14 protein-coding genes and 3 pseudogenes are annotated in these 12,344 nt (G+C 69.6%); 9 read left to right on the top strand and 8 right to left on the bottom strand.

All coding sequences use genetic code 11. The annotated features are described in order from the left end of the window. Positions 1-172 precede the first annotated feature (172 nt). The 6 genes from AC6JBM_RS45765 (at position 173) to AC6JBM_RS45740 (ending at position 4,660) form a co-directional block, all read left to right on the top strand. Complete coding sequence (locus AC6JBM_RS45765; RefSeq protein WP_497979923.1) at positions 173-361, top strand: helix-turn-helix domain-containing protein; 189 nt, start codon at positions 173-175, stop codon at positions 359-361. An 86-nt stretch (positions 362-447) separates the two neighbouring features. Further along, on the top strand, positions 448-1,344 hold the full coding sequence (locus tag AC6JBM_RS45760; protein WP_497979922.1) for an ABC transporter ATP-binding protein: 897 nt from the start codon (positions 448-450) through the stop codon (positions 1,342-1,344). Further along, positions 1,341-2,090, top strand: a complete 750-nt coding sequence (locus tag AC6JBM_RS45755) for an ABC transporter permease (protein ID WP_497979921.1) — start codon at positions 1,341-1,343, stop codon at positions 2,088-2,090. The genes AC6JBM_RS45760 and AC6JBM_RS45755 overlap by 4 nt, the downstream gene beginning before the upstream one ends. 39 nt (positions 2,091-2,129) lie before the next feature. Next, the gene (locus AC6JBM_RS45750; RefSeq protein WP_497979920.1) at positions 2,130-3,284 is read left to right on the top strand and encodes a sensor histidine kinase; all 1,155 of its coding nucleotides are present in this window, start codon (positions 2,130-2,132) and stop codon (positions 3,282-3,284) included. Continuing rightward, the gene (locus AC6JBM_RS45745) at positions 3,281-3,937 is read left to right on the top strand and encodes a response regulator (RefSeq protein WP_497979919.1); all 657 of its coding nucleotides are present in this window, start codon (positions 3,281-3,283) and stop codon (positions 3,935-3,937) included. Before AC6JBM_RS45750 ends, AC6JBM_RS45745 begins: the two co-directional genes overlap by 4 nt. A gap of 162 nt (positions 3,938-4,099) precedes the next feature. Then, positions 4,100-4,660: a hypothetical protein gene (locus AC6JBM_RS45740; RefSeq protein WP_497979918.1), complete on the top strand. Its 561-nt coding sequence runs from the start codon at positions 4,100-4,102 to the stop codon at positions 4,658-4,660. 313 nt (positions 4,661-4,973) lie between these two features. Here the strand turns inward: AC6JBM_RS45740 and AC6JBM_RS45735 are convergent, their stop codons facing one another. Continuing rightward, entirely contained in the window at positions 4,974-5,825 is an 852-nt protein-coding gene (locus AC6JBM_RS45735; protein WP_497979917.1) for a hypothetical protein, read from the bottom strand. A 1,034-nt stretch (positions 5,826-6,859) separates the two neighbouring features. Here AC6JBM_RS45735 and AC6JBM_RS45730 point away from each other — a divergent pair. Continuing rightward, a complete protein-coding gene (locus AC6JBM_RS45730; protein WP_497979916.1) occupies positions 6,860-7,249 on the top strand; it encodes a hypothetical protein in 390 nt (129 codons plus the stop codon). Positions 7,250-7,560: 311 nt separating this feature from the next. Here AC6JBM_RS45730 and AC6JBM_RS45725 read toward each other — a convergent pair whose 3' ends face one another. From AC6JBM_RS45725 to AC6JBM_RS45715, 3 genes are all read right to left on the bottom strand, one after another. Beyond that, positions 7,561-7,983 carry a hypothetical protein gene (locus AC6JBM_RS45725; RefSeq protein WP_497979915.1) on the bottom strand — a complete coding sequence of 141 codons (423 nt, stop codon included), beginning with the start codon at positions 7,981-7,983 and terminating at the stop codon, positions 7,561-7,563. 73 nt (positions 7,984-8,056) lie between these two features. Further along, entirely contained in the window at positions 8,057-8,704 is a 648-nt protein-coding gene (locus AC6JBM_RS45720; RefSeq protein WP_497979914.1) for an SMI1/KNR4 family protein, read from the bottom strand. 112 nt (positions 8,705-8,816) lie between these two features. Then, complete coding sequence (locus AC6JBM_RS45715) at positions 8,817-9,242, bottom strand: hypothetical protein (RefSeq protein WP_497979913.1); 426 nt, start codon at positions 9,240-9,242, stop codon at positions 8,817-8,819. Positions 9,243-9,476: 234 nt separating this feature from the next. Between AC6JBM_RS45715 and AC6JBM_RS45710 the strand changes: the two genes are divergently transcribed. Then, on the top strand, positions 9,477-9,995 hold the full coding sequence (locus AC6JBM_RS45710; protein ID WP_497979912.1) for an RNA polymerase sigma factor: 519 nt from the start codon (positions 9,477-9,479) through the stop codon (positions 9,993-9,995). After that, entirely contained in the window at positions 9,992-10,456 is a 465-nt protein-coding gene (locus AC6JBM_RS45705) for a hypothetical protein (protein ID WP_497979911.1), read from the top strand. The genes AC6JBM_RS45710 and AC6JBM_RS45705 overlap by 4 nt, the downstream gene beginning before the upstream one ends. Before the next feature lie 364 nt (positions 10,457-10,820). On the opposite strand, the gene AC6JBM_RS45700 is transcribed toward AC6JBM_RS45705, so the two are convergent. The 4 genes and pseudogenes from AC6JBM_RS45700 to AC6JBM_RS45685 form a co-directional block, all read right to left on the bottom strand. Then, on the bottom strand, positions 10,821-11,186 hold the full coding sequence (locus AC6JBM_RS45700) for a hypothetical protein (protein WP_497979910.1): 366 nt from the start codon (positions 11,184-11,186) through the stop codon (positions 10,821-10,823). Between the two features lie 64 nt (positions 11,187-11,250). After that, positions 11,251-11,724 (bottom strand): annotated as a pseudogene (locus AC6JBM_RS45695) (cold-shock protein); the annotation flags it as partial. A gap of 60 nt (positions 11,725-11,784) precedes the next feature. After that, positions 11,785-11,976: pseudogene (locus AC6JBM_RS45690) on the bottom strand (cold-shock protein); the annotation flags it as partial. A gap of 36 nt (positions 11,977-12,012) precedes the next feature. Further along, a pseudogene (locus AC6JBM_RS45685) lies at positions 12,013-12,210 on the bottom strand (cold-shock protein); the annotation flags it as partial. Between the last annotated feature and the right edge of the window lie 134 nt (positions 12,211-12,344).

The following is a 12,344-nucleotide window of genomic DNA, read 5'->3' as shown; positions in this document are numbered from 1 at the left end:
CACCCACCTCGTCCACGGCGAGTGGCTGCGCCGGGAGGGCCGCCGCCACAATGCCCGCGACCAGCTCCGCACCGCTCACGAGCTCCTGACCGACACCGGCGCGGAAGCGTTCGCCGCGCGCGCCGCCCTGGAGTTGCGAGCGACCGGCGACCACCCCCGCAAACGGGCTGCCGTGCCGACCGACGAGCTCACCGCGCACGAGTTGCACATCGCGCGGCCGGTGGCCACGGGGGCGACCTCCCGGGATGTGGGCGCGCAACTGTTCCTGAGCCCACGGACCATCGAGGCCCACCTGCGGAAGATCTTCCGGAAGCTCGGCATCACCTCCCGCCGGCAGCTCAGGGAACTACCCCTTCGCTGAGAGTGGTACCTGAGTACCACCGGCGGACCGGAAGAGCCCACCGCGGTACCAGGATCGGGCCGGTGCCCGGACCTAGCGTGGTGAGCATGATTCAAGTACGCGAAGTAACCAAGCGGTACGGCGCGAAGACGGTCGTCGACCGCCTGTCGTTCACCGCGAAGCCCGGACAGGTCACCGGCTTCCTCGGCCCCAACGGCGCCGGCAAGTCGACGACCATGCGGATGATCGTCGGCCTCGACGCGCCGAACTCGGGCGACGTGCTGGTCAACGGCAAGGCGTACGTGTCGTCGAAAGCCCCGTTGCGTGAGATCGGCGTGCTGATCGAGGCCAAGGCCGTGCACCCCGGGCGTACGGCGGTCAGCCACCTTCTCGCCCTGGCCCGCACGCACGGCATCCCGCGCTCGCGCGTCGACGAGGTGCTCCACCTGGCCGGTCTGTCGGCCGTCGCCCACAAGCGGGTCGGCGCCTTCTCCCTCGGCATGGGCCAGCGGCTCGGCATCGCCGCCGCGCTGCTCGGCGACCCCGCCGTGGTGATGCTCGACGAGCCGGTCAACGGACTCGACCCCGAGGGTGTCCTCTGGGTGCGCAACCTGCTCACCGGCCTCGCGGCGGAGGGCCGTACCGTGATGCTCTCCTCGCACCTGATGAGCGAGGTCTCGCTGATCGCGGACCACCTCGTCATCGTCGGCCGGGGCCGGCTGCTGGCCGACACCACCGTGGCCGACTTCGTGACCGCCGAGGGCGTCCGGGTCGTCACCGCCGCCCCCGACGCGTTACGCGCGGTGATCGCCGGCCCCGGCATCACGGTCACCTCGACCGGAGCCGAGGAGCTGTTCGTCGCGGGCGCCTCCGCCCGCCAGATCGGGCTGGCCGCCTCCACCCGTGGCATCCCGCTGTTCGAGCTCACCCCGCAGAACTCCTCACTGGAAGAGGCGTTCATGGACCTGACCCGCGACGCTGTCGAATACGAGGCCTCCCGATGAAAATCACCGCCGGCGGCGTCGTCGCCGCTGAATGGACCAAGTTCTCCTCGCTGCGCTCCACCTGGATCACGACCGGCATCTCGGTCCTGCTCCTGATCGCCTTCGGCATGATCGCCTCGGCCTCCTTCACGGGCGACAACATGACCTCGGTCGATCTGGCCCTGTCCGGCAGCATCCTGGCCGCCCTGTCCGTCGGCGTGCTCGGCGCGTTGCTGGGGGCAAGCGAGTACACCACCGGCATGATCCGAGCGACTCTCGCCGCGGTGCCGCGCCGGTTGCCGGTGTTGTGGTCGAAGAGCCTCGTGGCCGGGGCAGCCGCCTTCGTCACGATGACCATCGGCGCCTTCGCCGCTTTCGCGGTGGGGTCGGCCATGCTCAACGAGAAGGTCGGCGGGCTGGGCCTCGGCGACGAGGGTGTGCTGCGGGCCCTGCTCGGCGCCGGCCTCTATCTCGGTCTGGTCGCGGTGCTCGGCGTCGCGCTCGGCATGCTCGTCAGGTCCAGCGCCGGCTCCACTGCGATCCTGGCCGGCGCGCTGCTGGTCGTGCCCGTTCTGGCCCCGCTGCTGCCGGACTCGCTCGCCGATGCCGTCACCCCGTACCTGCCCAGCAACGCGGGCAGCGCCGTGATGGCGCTGAACCCCGCGGACGGCACGCTGGCGCCGTGGGCCGGTCTCGCGGTCTTCGCCGGATATGTGGTCGTGACGCTCGCCGCGGCCGCGTACCGGCTCAAGAAGACCGACGCGTAAGAAGCCTCGACAAGACCGGCGCGTAGGGAGAATCGGGTGATGAGCACTCAGGGATGGCTCGTGGACCGGCAAGCCCGGCTGCGGGCGTTCGACCGGCGCCGCCCGTGGGTCATGGACACGCTGGCGGCCGTTCCGATCGTGCTCTTCAGCATCCCGAACGTGATCGAGAAGCCGCTGCCGGCCACCATCGCGACCCTGGTGCAGCTGCCGCCGCTCTACTGGCGGCGACGGTTCCCGTTCCCCGCGTTCCTGGTCACCGCGGCCATCGACATGATCCTGGGCTGGCTGGACGTCAGCGTCGGCGCCGGGGTGATCCTGCTGGTGATGTACTTCGGAGTTGCTTCCCGCGGTGCGTGGCGGTCGCTGGCCTGGGCCTCCGGGATCACGGTGGCGCTGCTGCTGGCTGAGATCTACGTTTTCGGGCCGGTGGCGCAGAACCGCACCCTCACGTCGTTGCTGGCGCTCGGCATGGCGATGGCCGCGCTCGCGTCCGGGGTCGCGGTGCGCACCCGCCGGGCGTACCTCATCGCACTGGAGGACCGCGCCGCCCGCATGGAGATCGAGCGGGATCAGCAGGCCCGGCTCGCCGTCGCCGACGAACGGGCCCGGGTGGCCCGCGAGATGCACGACATCGTCGGCCACCATGTGTCGGTGATCGTCGGCCTCGCCGACGGCGGCGCCACACTCGCGCGATCGCGGCAGGAACAGACCGCCGAGCCGCTCCGGCTGATCGGCGAGACCGGCCGCCAGGCGCTCGCGGAGCTGCGCCGGGTGCTGGCGGTGCTGCGCGGGGAAAACGCCGATCCGCAACTGAGGCCGCAGCCCGGCATCGACGACCTCGACCGGTTGCTGCCGAGCGTACGGGCGGCCGGGCTGCCGGTGACCTACTCGACCTCGGGCGAACTGCGCACCCTCGGCAAAGGGCTGCAGCTCGCGGTCTACCGCATCGTCCAGGAAGCGCTCACCAACATTCTCAAACATGCCGGACCCGGCGCGGTTGCGGACATCAGTCTCGCTTCGTCTGGCGGAGAGGTACGGGTCCGCGTCCGCGACAACGGCCGTGGCGCACCCGCCGCCCCTAGCCACGGCCTGCTCGGCATGCGCGAACGCGCCGCCATGTACGGCGGGGTGGTGACCGCCGGCCCGGCCGAGCAAGGCTGGGTCGTCGACGTCGTCCTCAAGGAGCCCGCATGACAACCGTGCTGATCGCCGACGACCAGCCGTTGCAGCGCATGGGCTTCAAAATGCTGCTCGACGGCACCCCCGGGATGACCGTGGTCGGCGAAGCCTCGGGCGGCGCCGAAGCGGTGCGGCTGGGCGAGCAGACCCGCCCCGACGTGGTGCTGATGGACGTACGCATGCCCGGCATGGACGGCATCGAGGCGACCCGCCGGATAACCGCGGCCGGCTCGCGCACCCGCGTCCTGATTCTGACCACGTTCGATCTGGACGAATACGTCTACGCCGGGCTGCGGGCCGGGGCGAGCGGCTTCCTGCTCAAGGACGTACGCCCGGAGGAGCTGATCGCCGGAATCCGGGCCGTGGCCGGTGGCGACTCGGTGGTGGCGCCCAGTCTGACCCGCAAGCTGATGGACGCCTTTCTCCAGGACACGGCGCCGGCCACGTCAGTGGATCCCCGGCTGGGCACGCTGAGCGAGCGCGAGCGAGAGGTGCTGGAGGCGATCGGCCAGGGCGCCACCAACACCGAGATCGCCGAACGCTTCACGCTGACCGAGTCGACGGTGAAGAAGCACGTCGGACGCGTCCTGTCCAAGATCGGCGCCCGCGACCGGATCCAGGCGGTGATCTTCGCGTACGACAACGGCCTGGTCCGCCCCCGCATTTGACCCGGTGCCGGGAACACGGTCTTTCATGGGCCTCTCCTACGGGCAAGGGGCTCAGTTCAGCCGTGTACAGAAAGATCAACTGTCGGACGACCGGGCCGTGGTGGTGCGCGGGGAGGCCGGCATCGGCAAGACCGCGCTACTGGAGCGCGGTCCCGGCCCCTCTTGACGACGGAGCACGCGAACGCATCGTCGCCGAAGCGCGAGGAAACCCTCTGGCAGGCGGTGCTGGGCCCCGATGAGGAGGTCGCGGCAGGGTTGGAGCGGTCGGCCGGCCGGGCGCGCGCTCGTGGCGGGTCGGCCGCCGCGGCGGCGTTCCTGCAGCACGCGGTCGAGCTGATTCCCGAGCCGGCCGACCAGGCCCGGCGAGCGCTGGAGTCCGCGGACGCCAAGCACGAGGCCGGCGCGTCCGAGGCGGCCTTGGAGCTGATGGCGGTGGCGGCGGTCGGCCCGTCGGACGCTCGGCAACGCGCCCGGCTCCAACTCTCGCGCGCCCGGATCGCCTTCTACCTGACCCGAGGCAGAGATGTGCCGGGGATGCGCTGGAGGCCAGGACGCTCGGCCCGCTGGACGCCGCGCTCGCCCGCGAGGCCTACCTGCACGCGTTCGATGCGGAGATCATCACCGGCGAGGTCGGCCACGAACGCGGCGTGCTTACCCACATCTGATCGCAACGCTGCCGATCCGCGCCGCCGCACACCAACGGCGGCATGTGCGGAAACCTGATCAAAGCTGCGAGCGTGCCCGTCGCGGCATGGCGCGGGCCGGACCGACGCACCTGGTCGTCTTCAGCGGGGCGGGTGGTCCGCTGCTTCGAGGGCGTCGATCGCGCTGGCCCATGGACGCTCCGTCGCTGGACGAACCTCCTGGTTGAGGTTGCGGTGCATCCCGGCCTGCTTTCTTCGACGGAACCGTCCCGCACTTGACGTCAGCGCAGCGCGAGACCTTGGCCGATCTCCTCGCCGCGCGCACCCGGAACATCCCTGGCTCACGGATCTGTCACCGCACATCGCCGCCATCGCCGCCCTGACCGTGGCCGTCAACGCGGCGCTGGTGGTGGCGTTCGGTGCGCTGGTCGGCCGTGCCGCTCCAGCAGCTCGGTGAAGTTGAGGTACCCCCAGATCCGTTCATGGGCGGCGAACGCGCGCAGGACCTCGGGCGTCGGGCCCTGCGCGTCGAGCAGCGCAGCGGCCAGCCCAATCGCGCTGACGGCGGGGATCTTCGCGAACTCCTCGGGCGTCGGAACCGCCCCGAGGCGGGCGAGCGCCGCCCGCGCCTCACCCGTGGGGTCGTACCCGATCCAGAACGACTCCCTACACTCCTCGGGCACGTCGGTGAGGATCGCGGCGCCGGCCGGGTCGCCGAGCCGGGCCAGCGCGAGCGCGGCACAGAACCGCTGCCGCCGGTCCGTGGCTTCGAGCTGCCCATACAGCCAGCCCACCGCCGCCTCAGTCGGCGGCCAGATCGACAGGCCCAGGGTCAGCTCGGCCTGGGCCAAGCCGGTGGCCCGCTGGGCCGATGCGAGGGTGTCGCCGCCGGCGGCCGACAGCAGCCGCGCTGCCCACGGGTTGCCGGCCTCGGCCAGCGCCCGCCAGTGTTCCCGCTGGGCGGCGACGGCCGGCCGGATCGGACTGTCCTGGGCGGCGGCGGCGAGATAGCCGCCACCGGTGAGCATCTCCCACAACAGCTCGATGACGCGGTCGCGCCGCTCACCGGGCAGCTCGACGGCCGCCGCCACCAGCGCCGGCGCGACAGACTCCGCGGCGGGCGCGACGGTCCCCTGCACGAACAGCGCGTGCCGCAGGTTCCTCAGCGCCTGGTCGAACGCGCTTTCATCCCTGAGCCCGTCGAGATGCCCCGGCAGGTCGGACAGCTCCCCATTGAAGACCATGCCCTGATGATATTGAGCGCGCCACGTCCTGGCTTCGGTCCGGACGGACCGGACCCGGCCGCCAGGAACGACACCCAACATGGGCCGGCAGCACGAACAGTAGGTTCTCCTGACGGCTGCTCCTGGTAAGCGCTGCGACGATCGCCCATCGGCATCCGGATGCGTATCGGCTGCGGTGGGGTGCCTGCGGTGGTGCAGTCAGATGGTTGGCGGCCGGCTGCGGTGAGCGGCCCGGACGGGGTCGGCTTGGCGGTGTGCCTCAGCCAGGGGTGCGGGGACTGGGGTTGCGGCCGACGCGATGGAGCCAACAGCCCGGACGGCCGGCGCTGTCGCGGACGTCCGCACGGCGATGCGACCCGGGCAGATGATCTTCACTGAAGACGGTCGGCGCCGGCCTGGACCACGATCCGGGGACCCTGCTTGATCATGGCTGACGCCATGGCACCCAGTCCAAGATCCAGACCAGCCGGCACGAACGGATCCCCACCAGCACGCCCCGACGGTGGGCCGTTGCGAAACAGCGGATCCCTTTCGGAACACAACAGGTCCACAGTGGACGAAACGCGAGAGGCGGTTGATCCGCGTTGCCGCAGGTCAACCGCCTCTTGATGGTGCGCGCCCGAAGGGACTCGAACCCCTAACCTTCTGATCCGTAGTCCTCCATCAGTCAGACGCAGCTCGCAGCCTTGATCGGCACTTCCCCCACTGCCCGATTATGACGCATTTCGTGGATTCGTCCATCCACTTTGGACGGCAGCGCTCAAGACACGTCACGCGCCGGCCAAACGGCCCAGACATCCTACGTCTCAAGCTACCCACATCTGATCGCAACGCTGCCGATCCGCGCCCCCGCACACCAACGGCGGCAGAAGCGGAAGCCAAGATTGGTTTCGGTCGCATCGTTGCCACGATCGCACCTGTCCGGTCGGCCATCCGCCCAATGCCATCCGTTATGAAGATGAAGCCGTGCTACCGGGCTCGAGTTGCGGCGAAGTCCGGCCTGAAGCTTGTAGGTGTCACGAGAGGGCAGCGACATGGCCTATGAAATGAAGTGTTACTGCCGACGGGCCGGCGATGCGTCCGCGGTCGCGGCAGTGGTGCAAGGTGGCATCCTGGCGCGCTATCCGGGCGCGGGCTTCCGCCAGTACCCGTCCCAGCCCGACATTCGGGAGTTCGACATCGAGGCGTCCACCGGGGCGTCGTTGTACATGCTCGTTGACGCCGATGCAGCACGGGTCGCCGCGGCCGTTACCGCCATGCCTGATGCTCCGGCCGGGTTGTCGGCCACGAAGTCGATCGCGACGGTTATCACATCAGGCGCCGCTGACCCCGCGCTGCTGATGGCGTGCGCCACGACGTTCGTGGCTGATCTCGACGGAGTGTTATGGGACGAGATGGACGGGTTCGACGTCGCACTCCCCTGACGAGGTCGTTCTGCACTGATCTTTGATGGGCGTCCGCTCATTGGCACTCCGGCGAGGCGGCGACACTCGCCGAGGCCCGTCAACGCCGATGACGAACTCCGGCTGCCATCGCGCACCAACGGCGGCAGAGCGGAAACGTGATGGAGCACGGTCGTATCCGTCCTGTGCCACGGGTCGGGGAGGGCACACCGGTAGGACCTCGCGGCGGGGTCGACGATTTGCCGGGTCATTTCAGTACATCGGCCATCCAAGGAACTCGTGATCGCCGCGGGGCGGAGGCAGCGCTCTCGAGTGCGCCGCCCTCGACGTTCCTACGAATCCAGCTGCGTCTGCACTCCGGTCGCGTCCAGGCGTTTGGCGAGCAGGAGCACTTCGGCTCGGGTACCGATCACGCCTGGGCCGGTCAGGCGGGCGTACGTGTCGCTCGCCTCTGTGAGCGTCGCGCCGTAGCGTCGCAGCACCCGCAGGATCGCCAATCGCAACGGGCGGCCGCTGCCGGGATCGACCCCGAGCCGGCCGACGCCGTCGCGGTCGAGCAACAGCCGGCGGTAGTCGTCGGGCAGCGTGCCCCAGTCACAGCTTTCGAGCCGGTCGCCACATCCGTCACACAGCCAAGAGGTCGACCAGACCAGCCGGTCCCCGTCGACCGCCTCGCTGAGCTCACCACGCAACAGCGCACCGCATCGTGGGCACGGTGTGACCAACTCGTGCCCGACGATCAGCTCCTCGCTCACGGACGCCATCGTAGGCACCGGCCGTACGCAGTCCCGCGACAGAGCGCGGATCGCGGCAGAAGCGCGAACGTGATCAAGGACTAGCTGGGAGGTCCTCAAGCGTTTGGAACCAATCGTGGTACCACTGGGCGAAGGTGACTCGTCGGTGATGGGGAAGCCAGGCTGGCGTCAGGCCGCGACCGTCGGCGCGGTGATCGAGCCGCATGTTCCCGCGTTCCGGACCAGTCACGACAAGCCACTGGCGCAGCGCGCAGCCGTCGTCGCAGATTGGGACCGCACCGTAGGTTCGCCGGGGATCGAACACGACATCATCGTGCCGTTGCCACCAGGCCTCCACCGCGGCGTCGTAGTTGCCCTGCCGGGCAAACGTGAACCAGGCGGGATAGTCGGCGCTGAGCTCGTCCTCAAGCCGCCAGTCTGAACGGCGCAACGGGAACGGCTCGGCCAGGTGGTCAGGGTCGAACTCGTATGCGTCGCCGTGCCACTTCCATCGGCCACCCGTGTGGCGTACGGGAGTGACACCGTAGCCCGGGCCCGGCCCACCGCGTCCCACGTGCAGTAGAAACTGCTGATAGTCGGCCGGCAGCGCCACGCCGATCTGTCGCTGCAGGTCATGGAGGTCGGCTTGGGTCAGCACGGGCTCCGGATCGCGCCAGCCATACGGCCGCGTCGTGCGCCGCAGGAGCGCTTCCCGGAGTTGCCGCCATGCGATCGGCTGCATTGCCCGCAGCGTACGTCCACACATGTTGACGACGAACTCGACACCGCAGCGCAGTTCTGGCGATCACAACCAAGAGGTAGCGAGCACACGGCGACATGAGGGCGCGGCGCGGCTAATCGTTGGTTGTCGGCGGTCGGTTCCGCCCGCCGGGAACCTCGGCGCCGATTTCGTCGGAGACTGTGGCGAAGCATGAAGTGGCCCACACCGTCAGCCGACCGGGCTCGTGGAGCGTCTCGAACGGATGGCCGCTCCAGGTTCCGTAGGAGGTGACCGTGACGATCTCGCCGGGCAGCAGCCAGTAGTCCTGACCGATAGGCTCAAGCCACAGCTCCAGAATCGTCTCCCCACGATTGGTCACGAGAAGCGGCACGGCGTTGCCCATTGCCTTGATCGCCTCGAAGCTGAAGTCTCCGGCGTTGGCCATGTTGGACCTCAGGGTTGCGGTGATCTGCTCGATGGAGAAGCCCGGAGGCGGAGTCGGCGACCTATCGGACACCGCGGCCGGCTTTGAACTGGCCCGCTTCCGTCTGCCCAGCATGACCAGAATTCTGCCCGGAGGGACAGTCAAGCACCATCCGCCCATCGGCACGACAGGAAGCCCGGCCCTGCCAAAGCCGCTTACGGTCGGTGACGACCTTGCGGCGGTTGCCGAGCGCCCGCCGCGGCATGAGCGGGCACGGCTGCAAGAACCCGGATAGCGGCCTGTGATCGCCGTTTGAACAAAATGAACCTGCCAGGCCCGTGCGCCGACTGAATAGGCGAAGGAGGCTCGATGAGCGATGAGTTGCTGGTGGTCCGCTGCCAGTTGGGTGAAAGGAATGCCTTCACTGAGCTGGTGCAGGGCTGGCACCCGACGGTCGAACGGTACGTCGGACGGATGCTCGGCGGCCCTGACGACGACGTCGTGCAGGAGATCTGGCTGGCCGTCGTCAAGGGGTTACCACGGCTGAAGCGGCCGGACCGTTTCACTCCGTGGCTTTTCACCGTTGCGCGTCGGGCGGTGATGAACCGGTTGCGGGAGGCGTACTCGCGCCCAGAACCCGAATCGATCGATGATGTGCGGGGGGAGGACGAGGCGGAAGGTGTCGTCAACCGGGAGACACTCGCCGACGCCCTGGCCGAGCTTCCGGCCCGGGAACGGGAGGTACTGCTGCTGTTCTATCTCGAGGATCTGTCCCTGGAGACGTGCGCGCAGATCTGCGCCGTACCCGTCGGCACGGTCAAGTCGCGGCTCAATCGGGCCCGCAGGTTGTTACGCCAGGAACTGGTGCGGAAGGGGTACGAGGCATGACTCCGGAAGAGGTGCTGGCGCGTCTCGAGGCGCCGTTGTCCCTGCGCAAGCGGGTCGGCTACGTGATTGTGGCCCTGGCCGGTCTCACTGGGAGCGCTCTGATCGGCCTTCTCTGGGCGACAGAACCCGGATTGCCGCCGCGCACGAAGGTGGCCTTCGCGGTCTTGGTGACGATCGGTTTGTGCTGGGCGACGTTCGGCGGCTGGGCGGTGACCCGCCGGATGCCGCTGCTTGCCCAGGACCGGGTGACCGCCGGCTGGCTTGGCGTCGGCGCCTGGCTGGTCTTCACCCTTGGTGCGTTGATCATCACTATCCTGCGGCACAAGCTCGAGCCGTCGCTGCTGGGCATCGTGTTCACCTTGGGCGTCCTGGCGGCCGCGAACCTGCGGGCGGCCCGCCGGACGAGGGCGGCGCTGGTGCGCCGCAAGGCCGAGCTGACCGGACGTAACAGCGATCAGTGAGTGGCGGTGCGATCAACGTCGCTGATGAACACTGACGTTGATCGCTTCGTCGTGCTCACTCACCAGCCGCTGTGCTGCACGGCATCCTTATCTCGGCAAATCCGGTAACCAAGATCGGCGAGCCGTCGCGACTGACGTGTCAGCGCGAGGATGCACGCCGCACGGCTGGACCGAGCGCCCGTGCCCGGGCCGGCATGAGCCGACGCGGGAAGGGCGCCCACGCGGTGGCCGCTGGCATTGGCGTGGCGAGCGGCCCCTGTGGCGTTCCGTCAGCGAACGTGCCGTAGAGATCTCCACCGGAGGCGGTGCCCCCAGTCCGGCCGATGCCAACCGGCAGGTACCCGCTGGCGTGCTTGCTGCTCAGTCAGATCCAGTCCTCGTCCGAGGAGGTCTCGTCGGTGAATCCGTACGGCGCCCCGCCAGCGGTATAGCCGACGACGAAGAACGACCTGCCGTCAACGACGATCCACGAGTCGTCGTCGGGGACGATCCCGTAACCGACCCGACGCGTGGACCGCAGCCGCGGCGACGACGGCGGACGCTGCGCCCACTGCTGCGCGAAGGCCGGCAGAGGGACACCGAGCGCGGCAAGATCGTCGAACGCGGTGTACCGGTCCACGCCATACCGCTTCGCGTACGCCTTGACAGAGACCGCGGCACCGGAGGCGATCCAGGCCCGGGCCGAATCCCGGCGTGATCGTTGACGCATCCGGTGCCAACGCGGCTGCATACCGCCGGATGCTACCGGCCCGCCGAGGCACCCCCGGGCACCATCAAGTGAGAGTAGGAGCGCCTCAAAGGCGCTCTACGCGGTCGGCCTGCGGGCCCCGGTCGCTCTGACGCACCGTGTACCGGACCCGGTCGCCCTGCTGCAGCGGTTCCGACCCCGCGACCACGGACACGTGGACGAACAGGTCGTCACCTCCGGCGTCCGGGGTGATGAACCCAAACCCGCGGTCGCCGTCGTAACGCGCGACGACGCCCTCGCCCGCGCGTGCGGGCACGCCCCGTGACGGCGGCTCCCTCCTGGCGGGTGCCGGCCCGACCGGCGCCGGCCGTCGCGGTGGCGGTACGGGCTCGACCCCTCGGACCAACTGCACATCGCGGGCCTGCGGGCCCTTGTCGCCGCTGACGACCTCGTACGCCACGCGATCGCCCTCGGCCAGCCAGGTGAGGCCCTCGGCCAGGGACCGGGCGTGGACGAAGACGTCCCCGCCGCCGGAGTCGGGAGCGATAAAGCCGAAGCCCTTGTCCTCGTCGTACCAGGAGACGGTTCCGTCCGCCCCGTCGGCACCGCCGGCCCCGGCGGACAGGCCAGCCCCGGGACCGAGCGGGACCACGTGCGCGGCCTGCGGGCCGCGCTCGCCCTCGACGACGACGAAGGCCACCCGCTGCCCGTCGCTGACCACACCGCCGGTCACGATGGCCGAGCTGTGCACGAAGATGTCGGCGCCGCCGCCGTCCGGCGAGGCGAACCCGTACCCCTTGGCCGGCTCGTACCAGTTGACCGTGCCGAGCAGGCCCACGGCGCCGCCGGCGGCCTGCTCAGCGGTGACGCGGACGCGCAGCGCCTGGGGACCGCGGTCGTTCTCGCCGGGCTCGAACTCGACGGCCTGGCCCTCGCGGAGCACCTTCGGGCCGCCTTCACCCACGATCTCGGAGGCGTGCACGAACACGTCTGGCGAGCCGTCCTCAGGCGCGAGGAAGCCGAACCCCCGTTGGGCGTCGAACCAGCGGACGATCCCCTGCGGCATAGGAAAGCTCCAGGTCGTAATAGCGGCATTGCTCTCAGTCTCGCTCACGGCGTCGCGCCTGGGACCACCGGGACCGGCCACCGGCCCCCAGCCTCACGCAGGCCCGGCCCCCAAGATCGAACCTCGTCCGCCGC

Source organism: Dactylosporangium thailandense (assembly GCF_059739745.1).
The sequence above is the reverse complement of the archived record's forward strand: the minus strand, read 5'-3'. Positions and strand labels throughout refer to the sequence as shown.

What these genes read in the sequence shown, in the direction of transcription:
- AC6JBM_RS45760 (WP_497979922.1), top strand. Translation starts at nt 448, where the DNA reads ATGATTCAAGTACGCGAAGTAACCAAGCGGTACGGCGCGAAGACGGTC.
- AC6JBM_RS45755 (WP_497979921.1), top strand. Translation starts at nt 1,341, where the DNA reads ATGAAAATCACCGCCGGCGGCGTCGTCGCCGCTGAATGGACCAAGTTC.
- AC6JBM_RS45750 (WP_497979920.1), top strand. Translation starts at nt 2,130, where the DNA reads ATGAGCACTCAGGGATGGCTCGTGGACCGGCAAGCCCGGCTGCGGGCG.
- AC6JBM_RS45745 (WP_497979919.1), top strand. Translation starts at nt 3,281, where the DNA reads ATGACAACCGTGCTGATCGCCGACGACCAGCCGTTGCAGCGCATGGGC.
- AC6JBM_RS45735 (WP_497979917.1), bottom strand. Translation starts at nt 5,825, where the DNA reads ATGGTCTTCAATGGGGAGCTGTCCGACCTGCCGGGGCATCTCGACGGG.
- AC6JBM_RS45730 (WP_497979916.1), top strand. Translation starts at nt 6,860, where the DNA reads ATGGCCTATGAAATGAAGTGTTACTGCCGACGGGCCGGCGATGCGTCC.
- AC6JBM_RS45720 (WP_497979914.1), bottom strand. Translation starts at nt 8,704, where the DNA reads ATGCAGCCGATCGCATGGCGGCAACTCCGGGAAGCGCTCCTGCGGCGC.
- AC6JBM_RS45715 (WP_497979913.1), bottom strand. Translation starts at nt 9,242, where the DNA reads ATGCTGGGCAGACGGAAGCGGGCCAGTTCAAAGCCGGCCGCGGTGTCC.
- AC6JBM_RS45710 (WP_497979912.1), top strand. Translation starts at nt 9,477, where the DNA reads ATGAGCGATGAGTTGCTGGTGGTCCGCTGCCAGTTGGGTGAAAGGAAT.
- AC6JBM_RS45705 (WP_497979911.1), top strand. Translation starts at nt 9,992, where the DNA reads ATGACTCCGGAAGAGGTGCTGGCGCGTCTCGAGGCGCCGTTGTCCCTG.
- AC6JBM_RS45700 (WP_497979910.1), bottom strand. Translation starts at nt 11,186, where the DNA reads ATGCAGCCGCGTTGGCACCGGATGCGTCAACGATCACGCCGGGATTCG.